Here is a 14,799-nt window from a genome sequence, read left to right as displayed (position 1 = left end):
GAGGAGGTTCGGCGCGCTGAGCCGTGACAGCCCAGGAGACCGCCCCCGATCGGAGGCACCGGGTCTCCCGCTGGGGACGGACGACCCGGTGATCGGCTGCGTGCTCCCGACGGCCCCTCGCCGCGGTGAGGGGCCGTCACTCGCTCGGAGCGGCAGCATCCGAGGCCGCCGCGGGCAGCCCGAGAGCCCGGCGCAGGAAATCCAGCTGTAGCAACAGCAGATTCTCGCTCTTGCTCTCCGAGGTGGGCATGTGAGTCACGCCGGGCAGCGGCAACAGGGTGTGCGGTCTGCCCGCCGAGGTCAGCGCTTCCGACAGCCGCAGCGAGTGCGCGAACACCACGTTGTCGTCGACGGTGCCGTGCACCAGCAGCAGTTCCCGGCGCAGTTCGGGAGCCATCCGCAGCAGCGAGTTCGCCGTGTACGTCTCGGGGTCGCGGTTCGGGTCGCCGAGGTAGCGCTCGGTGTAGTGGGTGTCGTAGAGCCGGAAGTCGCAGACCGGTGCGCCCGCCACTGCCGCGTGGAACACGTCGGGGCGGCGCAGTACCGCCAGCGCAGCCAGATAACCCCCGAACGACCATCCCCGGATCCCCACCCGATCGAGATCCAGATCGGTGCGTTCGGCCGCGCACGCGTGCAACGCGTCCACCTGGTCCTGCAGCGGTGGCCCGGCGAGGTCACCGGATACCGCCCGGTCCCAGTCCGGGCCGCGACCGCCCGTGCCCCGGCCGTCCGTGACGAGCACGGCGAATCCCTGTTCGGCGAACCACTGCGATGTCAGGTACCCCTGCTGCCGTCGCAGCACCCGCTGTGCCTGCGGACCCCCGTAGGGGTCCAGCAGTACCGGCAGCCTGCCGTGTTCCGGACGATGTCCGTGCGGCAGCAGCAGCGCGGAGCACAGCTCGCGGGCACCGAGCCGCAGCAGCTGCACGCGCGGCGTGATCGTGCTCGTCTCGGCAAGCGAGGTGATCTCGGCGACCGGGGTCTCCTCGCGGAAAACCCGTACGGTGCCGTGCAGCCGCTCCGTGCCGCTGGAGGACAGCACGGTCACCGGCCCGCCACGGGTGGCGCCGTGCACACCGTCCTGTTCGGATACCCGTCGCGCGCCCGATTCGCTCACCCGGTAAACATGGACCTGGGTGGGGTCCTCCGCCGATGCCGACACCAGAATGTCGGTGGGGCCGATGTCCAGAATCGCGCGGACCTGCAGCGTGGGGCCGGTCCAGTCGTTGCCGTCGACCAGGAGTCGGTAGGCGCCGTCGATCGCGCTGATCCGTGCCAGGCCGCCGCCGGGGGTCCAGGCGGGCCAGCCGGTCTTGATCTCGATCCAGTGCGGATCGGTCTCGTGGTGCAGCTCGGTGGTCTCACCGGTGTCGGGATCCACCGCCAGCACCAGTTGGCTGCGCTGGTCACGGCTCTGTACCGCCAGCAGTGGTCGGCCGTGTTCGGACCAGTGAACCGCCACCAGGTAGGGGTGGGCGGCGTGGTCCCACCGCACGGGAGTCCGTTGTCCGAACTTCGTGTCGTCGACCCGCAGCAGCTCCAGGGTGACCGCGGCGTTGGCCTCCCCGGCGGCGGGATACGGCATCGTTCTGGGGGGCCGTGCCGGATCGGCGGGGTCCGCGAGGTTCCACTGCGCCACCCCCGACTCGTCCACGCGGGCCGTCAGGATCGCCGTACCGTCGGGCGCCCACCAGTAGCCGCGGCTCCGGCTCATCTCCTCCGCGGCGATGAACTCGGCGCAGCCCCACTGGACCCGCTCGTGTTCGGGTTCGACCAGCGCCCGATCACCGGAACCGTCGAATCCGATCACACGCAGCCCGCCCTGCGAGGTGTAGGCCACGCGCGTGCCGGTGCCGTCCGGCCTGGGATCCGCAGCGGGGTAGCGGGCGGGCAATCGGCGGAGCACCCCGCTCTCCGGCTCGGCCACGAACAGCTCACCGGAGAGGGTGAAGGCCACCCGGCGGGCACCGTCGTCCACCGCGTAAGCCGTGATCCCCGAGGCCCGCTCCCGGAGGCGTTCCCGGCGGGCCAGCTCCGCCGCCGAGGTGGTCCCGGTGTCGTCGAGCTGGGCGGGATCGGCCACCCGTTGTTCCGTGCCGTCGCCGGTGTCCAACATCCACAGTGCGTTGCTCCGGTCGGTACCGCCCGACGACCGCAGGAACAGCACCCGTTGCCCGTCCGGTGCGACGGTGAAATTTCGTGGGGCGCCCAGACTGAACCCCTGGGTCCGGGCGCTGTGACGAGGGAACGTATCGGCTGCGGTCATGCCCGCAGCCTGTCAAAGGTGTTCGAGCGCGCGACCGGGTGGTCCACCGACGACCGCTCGTGTTCGGCTGTGCACCGTGGTGACGATGCGCGTCCGCGGCGCCACCACGGTGCCGCGCTCAACCGATCACCATTCCCGCGATGGTGGCGCTCATGAGGTTCGCCAGCGTACCCGCCAGCACGGCGCGGAGCCCGAGTTCGGCGATCAGCGGTCTGCGATTGGGTACCAGGCCGCCGAGTCCACCCAGCAGGATTCCCAGCGAGCTGAAGTTGGCGAATCCGGTCAGGGCGAAAGTGATGATCACCGCGGTGCGTTCGGTGAACGCGCCCGACTCCGCCATGGGACCGAAGTCGGCGAAGGCGACGAACTCGTTGAGAACCAGCTTCTGCCCCAGGAAGGTTCCGGCCTCCACGGCTTCGTTGAACGGAATCCCGATGGCGACCATGACGGGCGAGAAGACATAACCCAGAATCTGCTGGAAGGTCAGGTTCTCCAGGCCGAACAGGCCACCGACCCCGCCGATGATCAGGTTGAGCAGCGCGATCAGCGAGATGAACGCGAACAGCATCGCTCCGACGTTGAGGGCGAGCTTGAGACCGTCGGAGGCTCCGACCGCCGCGGCGTCGATGACGTTGCGAGGCTTTTCGGGTTCCTCCTCGGGCTCGGTGGCCGCATCCCCGGTGCGTTCATCGTCCTCGGGCTCCTCGCCGGAACCGGCGGAATCCGTTGCGGAGCCCGTGTCGGTGCCCGTCGTCGTGGCGGCCACGGCCTCGTCGCTGTGGGACTTCTCGGTCTCCGGAACAATGATCTTGGCCATCAGGAGACCGGCCGGTGCCGCCATGAAACTGGCCGCGATCAGGTACTCCAACGATGCGCCCAGCAGCGAGTAGCCGACGAGCACCGTTCCGGCCACCGTGGACAGACCACCCGCCATCACCGCGAAGAACTCCGAGCGGGTCATCCTGGCCAGGTACGGCCGGATCACCAGCGGTGCCTCGGTCTGCCCCACGAAGATGTTGGCCGTGGCGTTGAGCGATTCCGCCTTCGTGGTCCCCAGCAGTTTCTGCAGTCCACCACCGATGATGCGTACCACCCACTGCAGGATGTGCCAGTGGTAGAGCACCGCGCTCAGCGAGGCGATGAACACGATGATCGGCAACACCTGGAAGGCGAACAGCGTGCTGCCCTCGTCCAGCAGGTCGATCAGTGGCCCCACCATGAAGTTGATGCCCTCGTTGGCGGAGTCGATCACCTTGCCCACACCCGCGGCGACCGCTTCCAGCGCCCGTTTTCCGGCTTCCCAGCGCAGCACGAGAACGGCGAAAACCACCTGGATCGCCAGCGCTCCCAGTACCGTGCGGGGCCGGATCGAACGTGGGCTGGTCGACAGGGCCACCGCGATCAGCAGCAGCACCACCATGCCGCCGATACCCCATAGCACGTGCACGAGCATCGTCCTTTCACACCGTTCGGTCCGCTTGGCGGATCCTCGCCCGGGGCGGACCCGAACCGGCGACGCCGCGAATAATTTGGTCGCCGAATATTGGCATGCCACTGATCACCACGACAGTGCCGGAACCACTTCGTTTCTCACCGGAAACGAAGTCTTCCGCTCGACGGAAACCGTTCCAGGGGTCCAGGGGAATTCCGGATAGCTGCCCGCTCGCGGTCACCCGCGTTGCCAGTGGCACCGCCCGCGGTGATCATTACCGGTGTGGGCCGCTGAACATCCGGCACCCGTGACCCGCCTGCCCACGAACCGTGCCGCCCCGTCGGGAAGCGATCGGCGTTGGGGAAGCGCACCCTTCCGGTCGGGGCCGGACTCCGGCGGCCCCGACCGGCTCAGCGATGCTGATCGACGGTGGCGGCCAGCTTGCGAATGAACACGAACACCAGCGGAAACAACCCCAGAATCGCCCAGCGCGCATCGTCGAGCCACAGCCACAACAGCAGCCCGAGCAACAGGGCGAGCACCCCCGTCCGTACCGACCAGTCCACAGCGGCACGTCGTAACCGGAGCCACACCAGCCCGGTGGCGGATAGCAGTATTCCGGCGAACAACCAGTCCCAGTGCAGCGTGAACATCGCCACGAGCAGTCCCATCGCGGGCCCTGCCGCCGCGATGTAGATGTCGTTACGGGTGATGGTGGGCTTCTTCATCCGGCTGGATCCTTGCCTCGCCGCGGCCGCGACGCGTGTTGCTGCCGGTCCGATCCATCGCGGTGTTCGCGCTTCTCCGGAAATCGGTACCGGGACGGTGGAAGTGCTTGCCGCGAGAGTCTACGACGGCCCGAACGGAGTTCTCGGCCATGATCCGCCACTCCTCGCCGGCCGACGGAACACCTCACGCCGAACCCTCGGGTGCGGCCCACCCCGTGATCAGGGGTTGGTCTCCTCCTCGACCCAGGACAGGTACTGCTCGTTGCCCGTGACGATCGGCGTGCCGATGATCTCCGGCACGTCGTAGTTGTGCCGCGTCTCCAGGTGCTCGCGCAACTCGGTCACCCGCTCCCGGGTGGTTTTGATCTGCAACTGCCATTCCTGCTCGTCCTGCACACCTCCCTGCCAGCGGAAGAAGCTGCGGATCGGCACGACCTGTACGCACGCACCGAGGCGGGCCCCGACCACACCACGAGCGAGCTCGGCGGCGGCGTGTTCGGAATCGGTGGTGGTGACAACCTGCACGTATTCGGTCATGTCGTCAGACTAGCGAGTGGTTTCCCACGGATGATCCCACCCGTCGAAGCGCTCGGCACGGTCACGGATCCGACCGGTGGGTGTCGACCCCCGCCCGAATGGGTAGCCGTACGGCGGAACAGCCGTACGGGCTGGTAGGGGAGTTGCGTGCTCCTCGACCCCAGTGAGCAACGAGAGGATAGTCATGACCGATGCCGACGAACGCCGGGTGAACAAGGCGCTGCAGGGACTGGAGTTTCCCGCGGACAAGGCCGAGTTGATCCGATACGCCGAGGAGCGGGAGGCCGACCCCCGCACACTGCGTGCGTTGCGGGCGCTGCCGGACGGTACGTACGGGAACAGCGACGAGGTGGAGCGCAGTGTTCCCCAACGTCCGGAGCAGGAGACGCCCGGCAGGTGAGCTCGTCCGCTCCCTCGGGCACGCCGACGGGAAAATCGCGTTTCGCGTCGGCGTGCCCTCCCCGTCGTCCCCGGTCGGGGTGATCATTCGGGAGATGATTCTTCTGGTACAACTCCCGCACGGGTGCGAAACCCGGTGACCGTTGCCGAACAGCGTTGAGGAGGGCTCGATGCCCGAACTGTTGTCGCAGGACACGATCGAGAACAGGCTCGCCGGACTCGAGGACTGGCAGTACCGGGACTCGGCAGTGCACAAGACCTGGAAACTCAAGGGGTTTCTCACCGCGGTGACCTTCGCCAACGCGATCGCCCACCTCGCCAACGAAGCCGATCACCACCCGGATCTGTCCGTGCACGACTACAACCGACTGACCGTGCGGATCACCACCCACTCGGCCGGTGGGGTGACCGAGAACGACCTGACGATGGCCGAACGGATCGAATCGCTGCACCGGGATTCCTGAGCCGCGGATCGGGTCGCACGAACTGCTCCGGTGAGCGTCGAACCGGACCTGGTCGGTACCCCAGCGCGCGGGGCCCGAGCGTGCTCCGGAAGGCGGTCTTCGGCCGTGGCTCACCAACGTGTGATCACCAGGTGGTTGATCAGCAACGCCAGCAGTGCTTGCGCGGCCAACCACCAGCGGTGCTGTCCCCGCGGTAGCATCGCGCACGGCACCGCGAGCCACATGGTGAACGGCAGCCAGATCCGCTCCACCTCCGCCTTGCTCATACCGGACAGATCCGCGGCGGCTATCGCCACCAGCGCCGCGACCGTGAGCAGCCGCGCCCCCAGCTCCAGACGTCGTGGCGCCGTCGCCAGTCTCCGCAGGCTCGCCAGGACGGCGGGGCCCGCGACCAGCACGACACAGGCGAGGTTGGCCCACACGAAGTAGCTGTACGGTCGGGTGTCGGCGATACCCTGGTAGTAGCGGATCCGGACGAGTTCGTACCCCTCCAGCCACCAGAAGCCGTGCACGGTGAACAGCACAACGACCACTACGACCCCCGCGACCGCGAACAGGGTCGGCCGCAGCCTGCGTGTCAGTGCCAGCACCACCAGTGCGAACAGTCCGGCCAGCACCAGCCCGTACGACAGGTAGAGCGTGAACCCGAGCAGCAGACCGCTCGTCAACGCCGCCAGATCGCCAAACCTGTCGCCCCGGGTGGTTCCCACCGCCAGCAACGCGACCCCGCACGTCACGACTCCGGCGAACATCGCGTCGGCGCTGACTCCCATCCACACCATGCCGGGCAGCAGCACCCCGAACGGCAGCATCGCCCGGGCGACGTGTTCCTCGCCCAGTGCGCGCAGCGTGGTCGCGATGGACAGTACGGTCGTGGAGCCGACGAGCATGCACATCACGGACGCCGCGATTCCACCCCCGAGGCCGATCCGATCCATCCACACGAACACCATCAGCACACCCGGTGGGTGTCCGGACACGTGCACCGCCCACGAGCCGGGTTCTAGCAGGATTCGCTCGGTGAACCCGCTCAGCATCGATGAGACCGTCTCCACACGGTCGATCTCGGCGAGGTAGTTCTTGGGGTTGGACAGCTTGGTCACCACACCGAAGTCCCAGCCCTCGATCATGGTCAGGCTGAACATCCAGCCCAACGTGACCGGGTAGGTCACTGCCAGCAGCGGTCCCCAGCGCAGCCGTGCTGCCACGGTCGGTCCCGCGATGACCACCAGTAGTGCGAGCAGGATCGCGGGCACCGTTCCGGGACCGGTGTGCGGCGCCCAGCTGGCGAACAACGGCGGCAGGTCCAGATAGATGTCGACCCCACGCGCCAGCAGTTGTTCGCCGATCACCCAGGCGCGCCATACCAACAGTGCCCCGCCCAGGATCACCAGCAGATCGCTCAGCGGTGAGAGCAGCGCGCGCCAGGAAGGACGTACGTTCTCCGTCGACGGTGACTGGTTCAACTCGGTCATTACTCTCGAAAGATAGACGGCCCGGAATTCTTCTCACGAACCGGAGCCCGGTCGGGACTCACCGTGCCCGTGAGGTGTCCACGACATTTGTCGACGGTGATTCGAAGCCGGGAGGTCGCCGGACCGGTCACAAGTGGCACGGAGATCTCTTATTGCCGTACGCGGTGGTATCCGGTGATTCTCATCCGGCTCACCGCTCATGCGGCGAGGAAATCGCGGACCGCTCGTGAGACGGTGTCCAGTGAGGCACCGAGCCAGTGGAAGTGGCTCCGGGCGCCGGTTTCGAGCAGCCGCGAGTCCGGCATCGTGCGGGTGAAGTCCTCGGCGTGCTCGAACGCGACCCCGCCGTCGTGCCGGGAAGCCGTGACCAGTGTCGGGAACGGCACCGAGCGCAGTGGCGACTCCCGATAGGTCGCCCGTTCGGGCGAGCCTGGCGGAGATCGGTGAGGAATCCCGAACCGGACTCCATCGTTGAGAAGGTTTCGCGTGCCGCCGCGCGAGCGTCGGGCACCGACCGCGTCAATCGGTCGAGCTTCGGAACCGCGAGCGTGTCGCCCTGACGAACGGTGGCGAGTGCCTGATAGAGCCCTGGCCGCGCACGGGTGATGCCGGTCAGGCCGTGGTCGAGGTAGATCCACTCGTCGGCGACGCCGAGCTCGGCCAGGCGCTGTTGTGGGGCGGTGAGGTCTTGCTCGTCGGTGGAGCAGCGAGCGTACGTCTAGCCCCCTACGACCGGAATTTTCATCGTATGGGATATCTGCAACGTCGCAGGTCCAGGCCAGGGCCCACCGGTCGCCGCGTCGGCGGGTGCACGCGAGGGGTTCCCCTGCGGTACGTCCGGATCTGCCGAGTTCAGGGTGTTGGCGGCAGCGCGGTTGGACCACCAAGGCGCGCAATGCCGGCAGGGCATAGCCGATACTGTACGTGTGAAGTACGTGTCCAGAGTGCCGCGACCGCCGCTGGATGGGCTGATCGACGACCTTTACTACCTGGAGGGTGCGCCGCCGTACGCCCGGCTGACGCTGCCGACGACGCCGGCGGCGTTGTTCATCGTCAACCTCGGGGCGCCGTTTCTCATCCGTGCTGGCACCGAGATCGAGACGGTCGGGTACGCCGACGGTTGCGTGGTCACCATGCCTACCCGCGCGTGGGAGTTCGGCTACCCGCTCTGGACCCGGTCCGTCGGCGTGCACTTCAAGCCGTGGGGGTTGTCGCCCTTCCTGCCGATGCCCGCGGCCGAGCTCTGCGACCGGCCGGTGACGTTAGAGCAGGTTTGGGGCCGGCCCGCTATTGCTGAGCTGCGAGACCGGCTGGCCACGGCGGACGGGGCGAGCGAGATGCTGACGCTGCTCGAGGAGGAGCTGATGCGACGATTGTGCGAGACCGCCGGCCTGGGGCTGGTCCGCCATACGAGCAGCGTCATCGCGGCGAGCAGCGGGGCGGTGGCGATCGGCGACCTGAGCGTGGCAACCGGTGTCAGCAACACTCATCTGACACAGCGGTACAAGGAGCTCATCGGCGTCACGCCGAAGCGGCTGGCCCGCACTCACCGCTTCGCCAACGCCGTGTTCGCGATCAACCCCGCCGGGCCGATCGACTGGGGCGGCCTCGCCGGTGGCGCAGGCTACTACGACCAGGCCCACTTCGGCCACGAGTGCCGGGCGTTCACCGGGCTCACGCCGAGCCGGTACGTCGAAGTTCGGCGGCGGTTTCTGCGCGAACATCCTGGCCACGTACTGGATGGCTGGCCGCTGCCGACCGATTGATTTCTTACAAGACCGACAGCTCGCAAAACGCTTAACTTGGAGGCACCCCAGAGTAGAGGAGGCCCCGTGGGCAAGGTGGTCATGTACAGCTCGGTGTCGGTAGACGGCTTCATAGCCGATGAGAACGACCAACCCGGACCGCTGTTCGACTGGTTACTCAGCGGTGACGTGCCGTTGGACGAGAGCGGCGTCTTGAAGGTGTCGCAGACGTCCTACGACTGCATCCGGCCGTACTGGGACCAGATCGGGGCGACAATCGTCGGTCGCCACGTCTTCGACATGACGAACGGCTGGGACGGGACACCTCCGGCGGGGGTCGACCACGTCGTCGTCGTGACCCACCGGGGCAGGCCCGAGGGCTGGTATCCCGAGGCACCGTTCTACTTCGTCGATGGCATTGCGGCAGCCATGGCCAAGGCGCAGGAGCTCACGGGTGACCGTGTGGTCGAGGTCGCCGCTGGCGACATCGGTAGCCAAGTGCTTGCCGCGGGTCTGATCGACGAAGTGCGCATGGACGTCGTACCCGTGGTGTTCGGGTCCGGCAAACGTTACTTCGGGTCGGTCCACACACAGCATCTATTGGAGGATCCTGACGTGGTGATTCAGGGCAACCGGGTGCTTCACCTGCGCTATCGGGTGCGCCGTTGACCGATCGGCTATCGAGTGCCCTGGACTCTAGTCACGGAGCGGCCGACTCGTGCTGTCGGACGTTGCTGGTGGAATGTGCACTATGCACGCAGTGGAAACGGGTACCGAAGGTGTCACGGCCGCAGAGTTGGTCCATGGACGGTGAAACGCGGGAGTCCAGGACGGCATGGGGGTGATGGTTCATTCCTCGCTGTCCAGTCTGGGCACCGTCGACGGAGGCGCTGCAACAGTCGTGGACAGCCTCCGCACCGCCGTCAGCTTGTCGATCTCAGCCAGCACCGTCTTCAACCCGACCTGGCCGGGATCGGCCTGCGACTCCGCCAACAGGCCCCGACCCGCAAAGTCGTCCTCGGCGCCCCGGGCCTCCAGCGCCGCCCCACTCGCCGCCGATAGACGCTCGACAGTGCGCAGGCAAAACCGCTGCTCGAACGTCGAACGGGCCGAACCGATGAGGCGGTCCAACCGCCCGGGTGGCTCGGTCCCCTCGGCCCGACACCGCACCAACGCCGCCTGCCGCAACCGGTCCTCACGCAGCTCGACCGGGCAGATCTCTTCGGCCAACCACCCAGCCAGCTTGTCCTCATCACCGCGAGAGAACTCGCGGAAACCGAACGCGGTACGGATCTGCGCGCGGTGATACTCGATCGAGCGAGACCCGCACGAGTAGAGGGCGAACTCCTCGGCGTCCACACCGACCTGCTCAGCGACGTAGCCAACCGCTTGCGGCGGGAGACGGGATCTCCTCGGCATACCGCGGGAACCGCGCCTCGACCTCGAGAGCGAGGACAACTGGGAGGATCTGAGATCCTGCCAGATCACCTACGGACCTCACGTCGACGGAACGAGCTGACGAATGGTCGGATCCGACCGGGCCGCCGAGCCCGACCGGACGACCGGCTACCGGTATCCGGTCGTGTCCGCTGGTTTTCCTGTGTCCTGAACCTCGGCGATGTAGCGCCATGCGTCGGGACGGCTGCCGTCGAGGTCGGTGAACCCGTACACCCCGGCGAGACCACCGCTGGACAACGACTGCCCGGACCAGCGTGCCACCTCGGGGTCGGTGGCCAGCGCGGTTACCGCACGCCCCACGTAGTACGGCGACTCCGAGATGGCGAAGTGCGGCTGAGCCTCGACGGCGTCACGCCAGTTCTGTTCGGCGACGCCGAAGGCGTCGAGCATCATCTCCGAACGCAACCAGCCCGGCGTCAACGCCACGGCAGTGCCGCCGTATGGTCGCAGCTCCTCGGCCTGGGCAAGCGCCAATCGAGTCACCGACACCTTGGCGAGGTCGTAGTAGGCACCCGTGGCGGCACGGTAGTTGGCCTCGTTGTACTCGGCCGTGCCGTCGGTCATCTCCACCACCAACCCACCCGAGTTCCTGATCAGCAGAGGGAGTGCGAACGCGCTGGTGATCAGGTGAGTGTCGATTCCGAGTCGCAGCAGCCGCAGGCCGTTGTTCAATGAGTGCTGCCACAGCGTCGTGTTCCACTCGAACAGCTTCTCCCCGCCCCAAACGTCGTTGACCAGCACATCGAGCCGCCCCTGTTCACGGTCGATCCGCTCGGTCAGCGCTCGGACCTGTTGCTCGTCCAGATGGTCGACTTGGACGGCGATGCCGTGACCACCGGACCGAGTGACCAGTTCGGCGGTCCCCTCGATCGTCTCCGGGCGGTCGTACTCCGAACGTCGCTCACGGGTGCTGCGTCCCGTGACGTACACCGTGGCTCCGGCGGTTCCCAACTCCACCGCGATCGCTCTGCCCGCGCTGCGGGTGGCTCCGGCGACCAGTGCCACTTTGCCCGATAGCTTTCCGCTCATGCGATCCACATCCCCGTGCTCTTACCGATACGGAACGGAAGTCACAGTGTGACCCCCGGGGCCGACACTCCTGCGGTGCTCCTCGTGCGGGTCGTCCCGGGGATCGCGGTGGGCCGTCCCTTCGTTAGAGTGATGCGGTGTGAGCGAGGTTGGGGAGTGTCACCTCCGGTGGAAGGTGAGTACGTACCGGTACCGGACCTCCTCCACCCGCACGTCACCGTCACCGAGCGTTTCCGTCCGGGTGCTTCCCAGGCATTCCCAACCGCGGTGTTCGTAGAACCCACGGGCGCGGTTGTTCGTGGTCAGCACCCAGAGCGTGCTGCTCGCGTAGCCCTCGTGGTGCAGGACGCGCAGCGCGTGCTCGTGCAGTCGAGTTCCCGAGCCGCGCCGCCAGTGCCGCGGGTGCAGGTACAGTGCCTGCAGCTCCCCGGTGTCCCGTTCCGCGTCTCGGTCCCGGCTCGCGCCGATCACCGCGAACCCGAGCACGTGCCCTCGTGATTCCGCGACCAGTACCGTGACTCCATCCGGCAGTGCCCGCAGCCGTTCGCGCCAGGCTCCTCGCCGATCGGTCACGGACAACCGGTCCAAGGACTCGGCGGGGACAAGCCCAGCGTAGGCGGCCCGCCACGAGGCCACGTGGATCTCCCCGAGCGCGTGAGCGTCGGGCACCCGCGCCGGGCGGATGTTCACTGTGGCGGTCGGCACGCTCCCGAGTTTCCCACCGCCGAGGAGCGATCCCGGTCTCGTTTTCGAGCAGGAGTTGTCAGTAGGTGACGGAGCAGGACCGGCGTGGTGAGCACGACCACGAACCCGCACACCCCGGACCAGCCGAACAGGTCGTATACGTGCGACCCGATCCACGATCCGGCGCTGCCGCCCAGATAAGCGCACGTCATGTAGGCGGTGTTGAGCCTGCTCCGTCGCTCGGGACGCAGTGCGTACACACGGGCCTGGTTCGCGACCATGCCGCACTGCATCGCCACGTCGAGCAGTAACGTGCCGATGATCAGAGCGATCAGACCACTCCTGTGGCCTTGGGTCCCTCCGGCGAGGACCGCGGCCGAGAGGAGTACTCCGCACATGCAGACGAGGTTGACCGGACCGGGGCCCCGTCGATCCACCCAACCTCCGGCTAGCGGCGTGCAACATGCGGTGACACCGCCGACCAGCGCGAACAGCCCTACCGCCGAGGTCCCCAACCCGTAGACCGGTCCCGTCAGCAGGATCGCCAGGGTGGTCCACACTGCCGAGAAGCCGGCGAACACGGCTGCTTGGTAGAGGCAGGAGCGACGCAGTTCCGGTTCGGTGAACAGCAGGCGCAGCGATTCCGCCAGCAGTGAGGGGTAGTGCTCCCGCGACTGCGGGTACGTGTACGGCAGTAAGCGGGCGAGAACGGCCAACAGGACGAATACCAGTACGGCGGCCGCCAGGTACGGAACTCGCCATCCGAGCCATTCGCCGAGTGTGCCGCTGAAAGCACGGGCCAGGATCATGCCGCCGACCGAGCCGCTCAACAGGGTGCCGAGCACAGCCGCCCGGCGTTGGTCCTCTACCAGCCCCGCTGCCAGCGGACCGATCACCTGCGCTCCTACCGTGGTGAGCCCTACCAGCACGCTGCCAGCGACCAGCAGTGGCAGGTTTCGGGCGCATCCCGCGAGTAGCAGGCCGAACCCCGTGAGACCGAGCAGAATGAGCAGAAGTCGCCGGTGCGGAAGGCGGTCCCCCAATGGGACCAGCAGGAAGATCCCACCCGCGTAGCCGATCTGTGTGGCCGACACGGCCAGCGCCGCCCCGTCCGACGAGGTGCGCAGTCCGGCGGCGATCAGTGGGACGAGCGCCTGCGGGAAGTAGATGTTGCCCACGGCCACGCCACAGGTCACGGCCAGAACGAACAGCATTCGCCTGCTCATCTCGGCCCAACCGTTCGTCCGTGAGGTGACCCGCCGGAGCGGAGACGCGACGCCGCTTCCCGCGTTCTATGTGAGACGGAGGGGGCAACGTCTTCCGGCCGGGACGTTCGACTGGGTGGAACTGACCGGTCCGCACCGAGACAGTGCTCGGTGGAACCGGGGGAGCTCGCGTGAATTCCGGGTGGCACGCACGGTAGTGCAACGTATCGACCGTTCGGGGAGAAGCGATGTAGCTTACGACTTAATGATCAGTTTCGTGCTGGGTGTCGAGGATCTGGCGGACACGCGCTTCGTCATCTCGCCACTGCACGAGACGCTGCTCAGCCTCCGGGTACTTCAGGACCCGAGGCTTTCCCCGCTGCACCTTCCGTGGCGGGTGTCCGCGCTCGCCGAACTCGACACGCGCGATCTCGAGCTGCTGCTTTCCCTCGTCGCCGTGAGACGTACGTTGCCGGACTTCTTGACCCCTCCGCCCGGAAGTTCCGAACCCGACTTCGAGGAGCAACTGGCTCTAGTGCGTCGGACATCTCCCGGTAGAGTCCGCCACGATCTCCTGGTCACGCACGCGCCGGACCCGCTGCCACCGGTCCTGCGCGGGGCCACGGACGACGACGCCTCCCTCATCGGGCTGCGTGATTCCCTCTGCGCGGCCCTGTGGCGGTTCTGGAAAGCGGCCATCGAACCGAACTGGCCCAGGATGCGGCTGTTGCTGGAAGCCGACATGACCCACCGTGCGAGACAGTTGGCCTGGGGAGGCGCTCGCCTGCTGTTCGCGGGGATGCACCCGAATCTGCGATGGCGGGACGGGGTGCTGCACATCGACAGGATGATCAGCGGGCACAGCGTCGCCGCTTCCGGGCGGGGACTGTTGCTACTGCCCTCCGTATTCGCCCACAAGCCCGCGCCGCCGGTCACCCCGGACGAGCCGCCCTGGCTGGTGTATCCCAGCAGGGGAGTGGCCACGCTCTGGTCCAGCGAACCCCCTGCCGATGCTGCCGCCCTCGCCCCGTTGCTCGGCGCTCCCAGAGCCAGGTTGCTCGCACTGCTCGACGAGCCGACACCCACCGTCGAACTCGCCCGGCGTCTCGGGGTCACCGCGAGTGCCGTGTCGCAGCATCTGCGCGTGTTGTACGAAGCGGGACTGCTCATCCGGATACGTGACGGACGGCACGTGCTGTACCGGCGCAGTTCCATCGGTGATCGGCTGCTCGAAGGCAGCCGGTCCGGCTGAACTGCTCCGTTCCGCTCCAGCACGGAGGTGAGGGCCGTGCGGCGTGTGACCGCTCCCGTCAATTAGTAGCGGGACGGGACGTTTCGCGGGCCTTGGCTGCGCTGGGCTCGCCTCCAGATTCGCGG

The 14,799-nt window shown here is 67.4% G+C and carries 14 protein-coding genes and 3 pseudogenes; 6 read left to right on the top strand and 11 right to left on the bottom strand.

What is annotated here, in order from left to right:
- Window positions 1-136: 136 nt before the first annotated feature.
- The 4 genes from BLR41_RS07140 to cutA all read right to left on the bottom strand — a co-directional run bounded on the left by BLR41_RS07140 (window position 137) and on the right by cutA (window position 4,963).
- Window positions 137-2,266, bottom strand: a complete 2,130-nt coding sequence (locus tag BLR41_RS07140; RefSeq protein ID WP_092627165.1) for a S9 family peptidase — start codon at window positions 2,264-2,266, stop codon at window positions 137-139.
- Between the two features lie 118 nt (window positions 2,267-2,384).
- Entirely contained in the window at window positions 2,385-3,719 is a 1,335-nt protein-coding gene (locus tag BLR41_RS07135; protein ID WP_092627164.1) for a nucleoside transporter C-terminal domain-containing protein, read from the bottom strand.
- A gap of 389 nt (window positions 3,720-4,108) precedes the next feature.
- Complete coding sequence (locus tag BLR41_RS07130) at window positions 4,109-4,426, bottom strand: hypothetical protein (protein ID WP_092627163.1); 318 nt, start codon at window positions 4,424-4,426, stop codon at window positions 4,109-4,111.
- 219 nt (window positions 4,427-4,645) lie between these two features.
- Entirely contained in the window at window positions 4,646-4,963 is a 318-nt protein-coding gene (gene cutA, locus BLR41_RS07125) for a divalent-cation tolerance protein CutA (protein ID WP_092627162.1), read from the bottom strand.
- Between the two features lie 184 nt (window positions 4,964-5,147).
- On the opposite strand from cutA, the gene BLR41_RS07120 reads away from it, so the two are divergent.
- Both BLR41_RS07120 and BLR41_RS07115 read left to right on the top strand, forming a co-directional pair.
- Window positions 5,148-5,363 carry a DUF2795 domain-containing protein gene (locus BLR41_RS07120; RefSeq protein WP_092627161.1) on the top strand — a complete coding sequence of 72 codons (216 nt, stop codon included), beginning with the start codon at window positions 5,148-5,150 and terminating at the stop codon, window positions 5,361-5,363.
- Between the two features lie 169 nt (window positions 5,364-5,532).
- Window positions 5,533-5,826, top strand: a complete 294-nt coding sequence (locus BLR41_RS07115) for a 4a-hydroxytetrahydrobiopterin dehydratase (RefSeq protein ID WP_092627160.1) — start codon at window positions 5,533-5,535, stop codon at window positions 5,824-5,826.
- 110 nt (window positions 5,827-5,936) lie between these two features.
- On the opposite strand, the gene BLR41_RS07110 is transcribed toward BLR41_RS07115, so the two are convergent.
- The 3 genes and pseudogenes from BLR41_RS07110 to BLR41_RS23440 all read right to left on the bottom strand — a co-directional run.
- Entirely contained in the window at window positions 5,937-7,301 is a 1,365-nt protein-coding gene (locus BLR41_RS07110; protein WP_092627159.1) for a hypothetical protein, read from the bottom strand.
- Between the two features lie 197 nt (window positions 7,302-7,498).
- A complete protein-coding gene (locus BLR41_RS23445; protein ID WP_245693951.1) occupies window positions 7,499-7,687 on the bottom strand; it encodes an alpha/beta hydrolase family protein in 189 nt (62 codons plus the stop codon).
- A 101-nt stretch (window positions 7,688-7,788) separates the two neighbouring features.
- Window positions 7,789-8,016: pseudogene (locus tag BLR41_RS23440) on the bottom strand (recombinase family protein); the annotation flags it as partial.
- A 229-nt stretch (window positions 8,017-8,245) separates the two neighbouring features.
- Between BLR41_RS23440 and BLR41_RS07100 the strand changes: the two are divergent.
- The 3 genes and pseudogenes from BLR41_RS07100 to BLR41_RS23435 form a co-directional block, all read left to right on the top strand.
- Window positions 8,246-9,067: a helix-turn-helix domain-containing protein gene (locus BLR41_RS07100; RefSeq protein ID WP_092627249.1), complete on the top strand. Its 822-nt coding sequence runs from the start codon at window positions 8,246-8,248 to the stop codon at window positions 9,065-9,067.
- A 66-nt stretch (window positions 9,068-9,133) separates the two neighbouring features.
- Entirely contained in the window at window positions 9,134-9,715 is a 582-nt protein-coding gene (locus BLR41_RS07095) for a dihydrofolate reductase family protein (protein ID WP_092627158.1), read from the top strand.
- Between the two features lie 166 nt (window positions 9,716-9,881).
- Window positions 9,882-10,058, top strand: a pseudogene (locus BLR41_RS23435) (AAC(3) family N-acetyltransferase); the annotation flags it as partial.
- A gap of 182 nt (window positions 10,059-10,240) precedes the next feature.
- Here BLR41_RS23435 and BLR41_RS23430 read toward each other — a convergent pair.
- From BLR41_RS23430 to BLR41_RS07075, 4 genes and pseudogenes are all read right to left on the bottom strand, one after another.
- Window positions 10,241-10,465, bottom strand: a pseudogene (locus BLR41_RS23430) (DUF4158 domain-containing protein); the annotation flags it as partial.
- A gap of 147 nt (window positions 10,466-10,612) precedes the next feature.
- Window positions 10,613-11,533: an SDR family oxidoreductase gene (locus BLR41_RS07085; protein WP_092627156.1), complete on the bottom strand. Its 921-nt coding sequence runs from the start codon at window positions 11,531-11,533 to the stop codon at window positions 10,613-10,615.
- 159 nt (window positions 11,534-11,692) lie between these two features.
- Complete coding sequence (locus BLR41_RS07080) at window positions 11,693-12,238, bottom strand: GNAT family N-acetyltransferase (protein ID WP_092627155.1); 546 nt, start codon at window positions 12,236-12,238, stop codon at window positions 11,693-11,695.
- Window positions 12,220-13,443 (bottom strand): MFS transporter, encoded by a 1,224-nt coding sequence (locus BLR41_RS07075; RefSeq protein ID WP_092627154.1) that lies wholly within the window; start codon window positions 13,441-13,443, stop codon window positions 12,220-12,222. The genes BLR41_RS07080 and BLR41_RS07075 overlap by 19 nt, the downstream gene beginning before the upstream one ends.
- 244 nt (window positions 13,444-13,687) lie before the next feature.
- On the opposite strand from BLR41_RS07075, the gene BLR41_RS07070 reads away from it, so the two are divergent.
- Window positions 13,688-14,674 carry an ArsR/SmtB family transcription factor gene (locus BLR41_RS07070; RefSeq protein WP_092627153.1) on the top strand — a complete coding sequence of 329 codons (987 nt, stop codon included), beginning with the start codon at window positions 13,688-13,690 and terminating at the stop codon, window positions 14,672-14,674.
- Window positions 14,675-14,799 lie beyond the last annotated feature (125 nt).

The sequence above is a fragment of the Actinopolyspora mzabensis genome, assembly GCF_900101095.1.
Taxonomy (GTDB): domain Bacteria; phylum Actinomycetota; class Actinomycetes; order Mycobacteriales; family Pseudonocardiaceae; genus Actinopolyspora; species Actinopolyspora mzabensis.
Note: the sequence above shows the minus strand (reverse complement) of the source record. Positions and strands in the feature narration are given on the sequence as shown.

What these genes read in the sequence shown, in the direction of transcription:
- BLR41_RS07140 (WP_092627165.1), bottom strand. Translation starts at nt 2,266, where the DNA reads ATGACCGCAGCCGATACGTTCCCTCGTCACAGCGCCCGGACCCAGGGG.
- BLR41_RS07135 (WP_092627164.1), bottom strand. Translation starts at nt 3,719, where the DNA reads ATGCTCGTGCACGTGCTATGGGGTATCGGCGGCATGGTGGTGCTGCTG.
- BLR41_RS07130 (WP_092627163.1), bottom strand. Translation starts at nt 4,426, where the DNA reads ATGAAGAAGCCCACCATCACCCGTAACGACATCTACATCGCGGCGGCA.
- cutA (WP_092627162.1), bottom strand. Translation starts at nt 4,963, where the DNA reads ATGACCGAATACGTGCAGGTTGTCACCACCACCGATTCCGAACACGCC.
- BLR41_RS07120 (WP_092627161.1), top strand. Translation starts at nt 5,148, where the DNA reads ATGACCGATGCCGACGAACGCCGGGTGAACAAGGCGCTGCAGGGACTG.
- BLR41_RS07115 (WP_092627160.1), top strand. Translation starts at nt 5,533, where the DNA reads ATGCCCGAACTGTTGTCGCAGGACACGATCGAGAACAGGCTCGCCGGA.
- BLR41_RS07110 (WP_092627159.1), bottom strand. Translation starts at nt 7,301, where the DNA reads ATGACCGAGTTGAACCAGTCACCGTCGACGGAGAACGTACGTCCTTCC.
- BLR41_RS07085 (WP_092627156.1), bottom strand. Translation starts at nt 11,533, where the DNA reads ATGAGCGGAAAGCTATCGGGCAAAGTGGCACTGGTCGCCGGAGCCACC.
- BLR41_RS07075 (WP_092627154.1), bottom strand. Translation starts at nt 13,443, where the DNA reads ATGAGCAGGCGAATGCTGTTCGTTCTGGCCGTGACCTGTGGCGTGGCC.
- BLR41_RS07070 (WP_092627153.1), top strand. Translation starts at nt 13,688, where the DNA reads ATGATCAGTTTCGTGCTGGGTGTCGAGGATCTGGCGGACACGCGCTTC.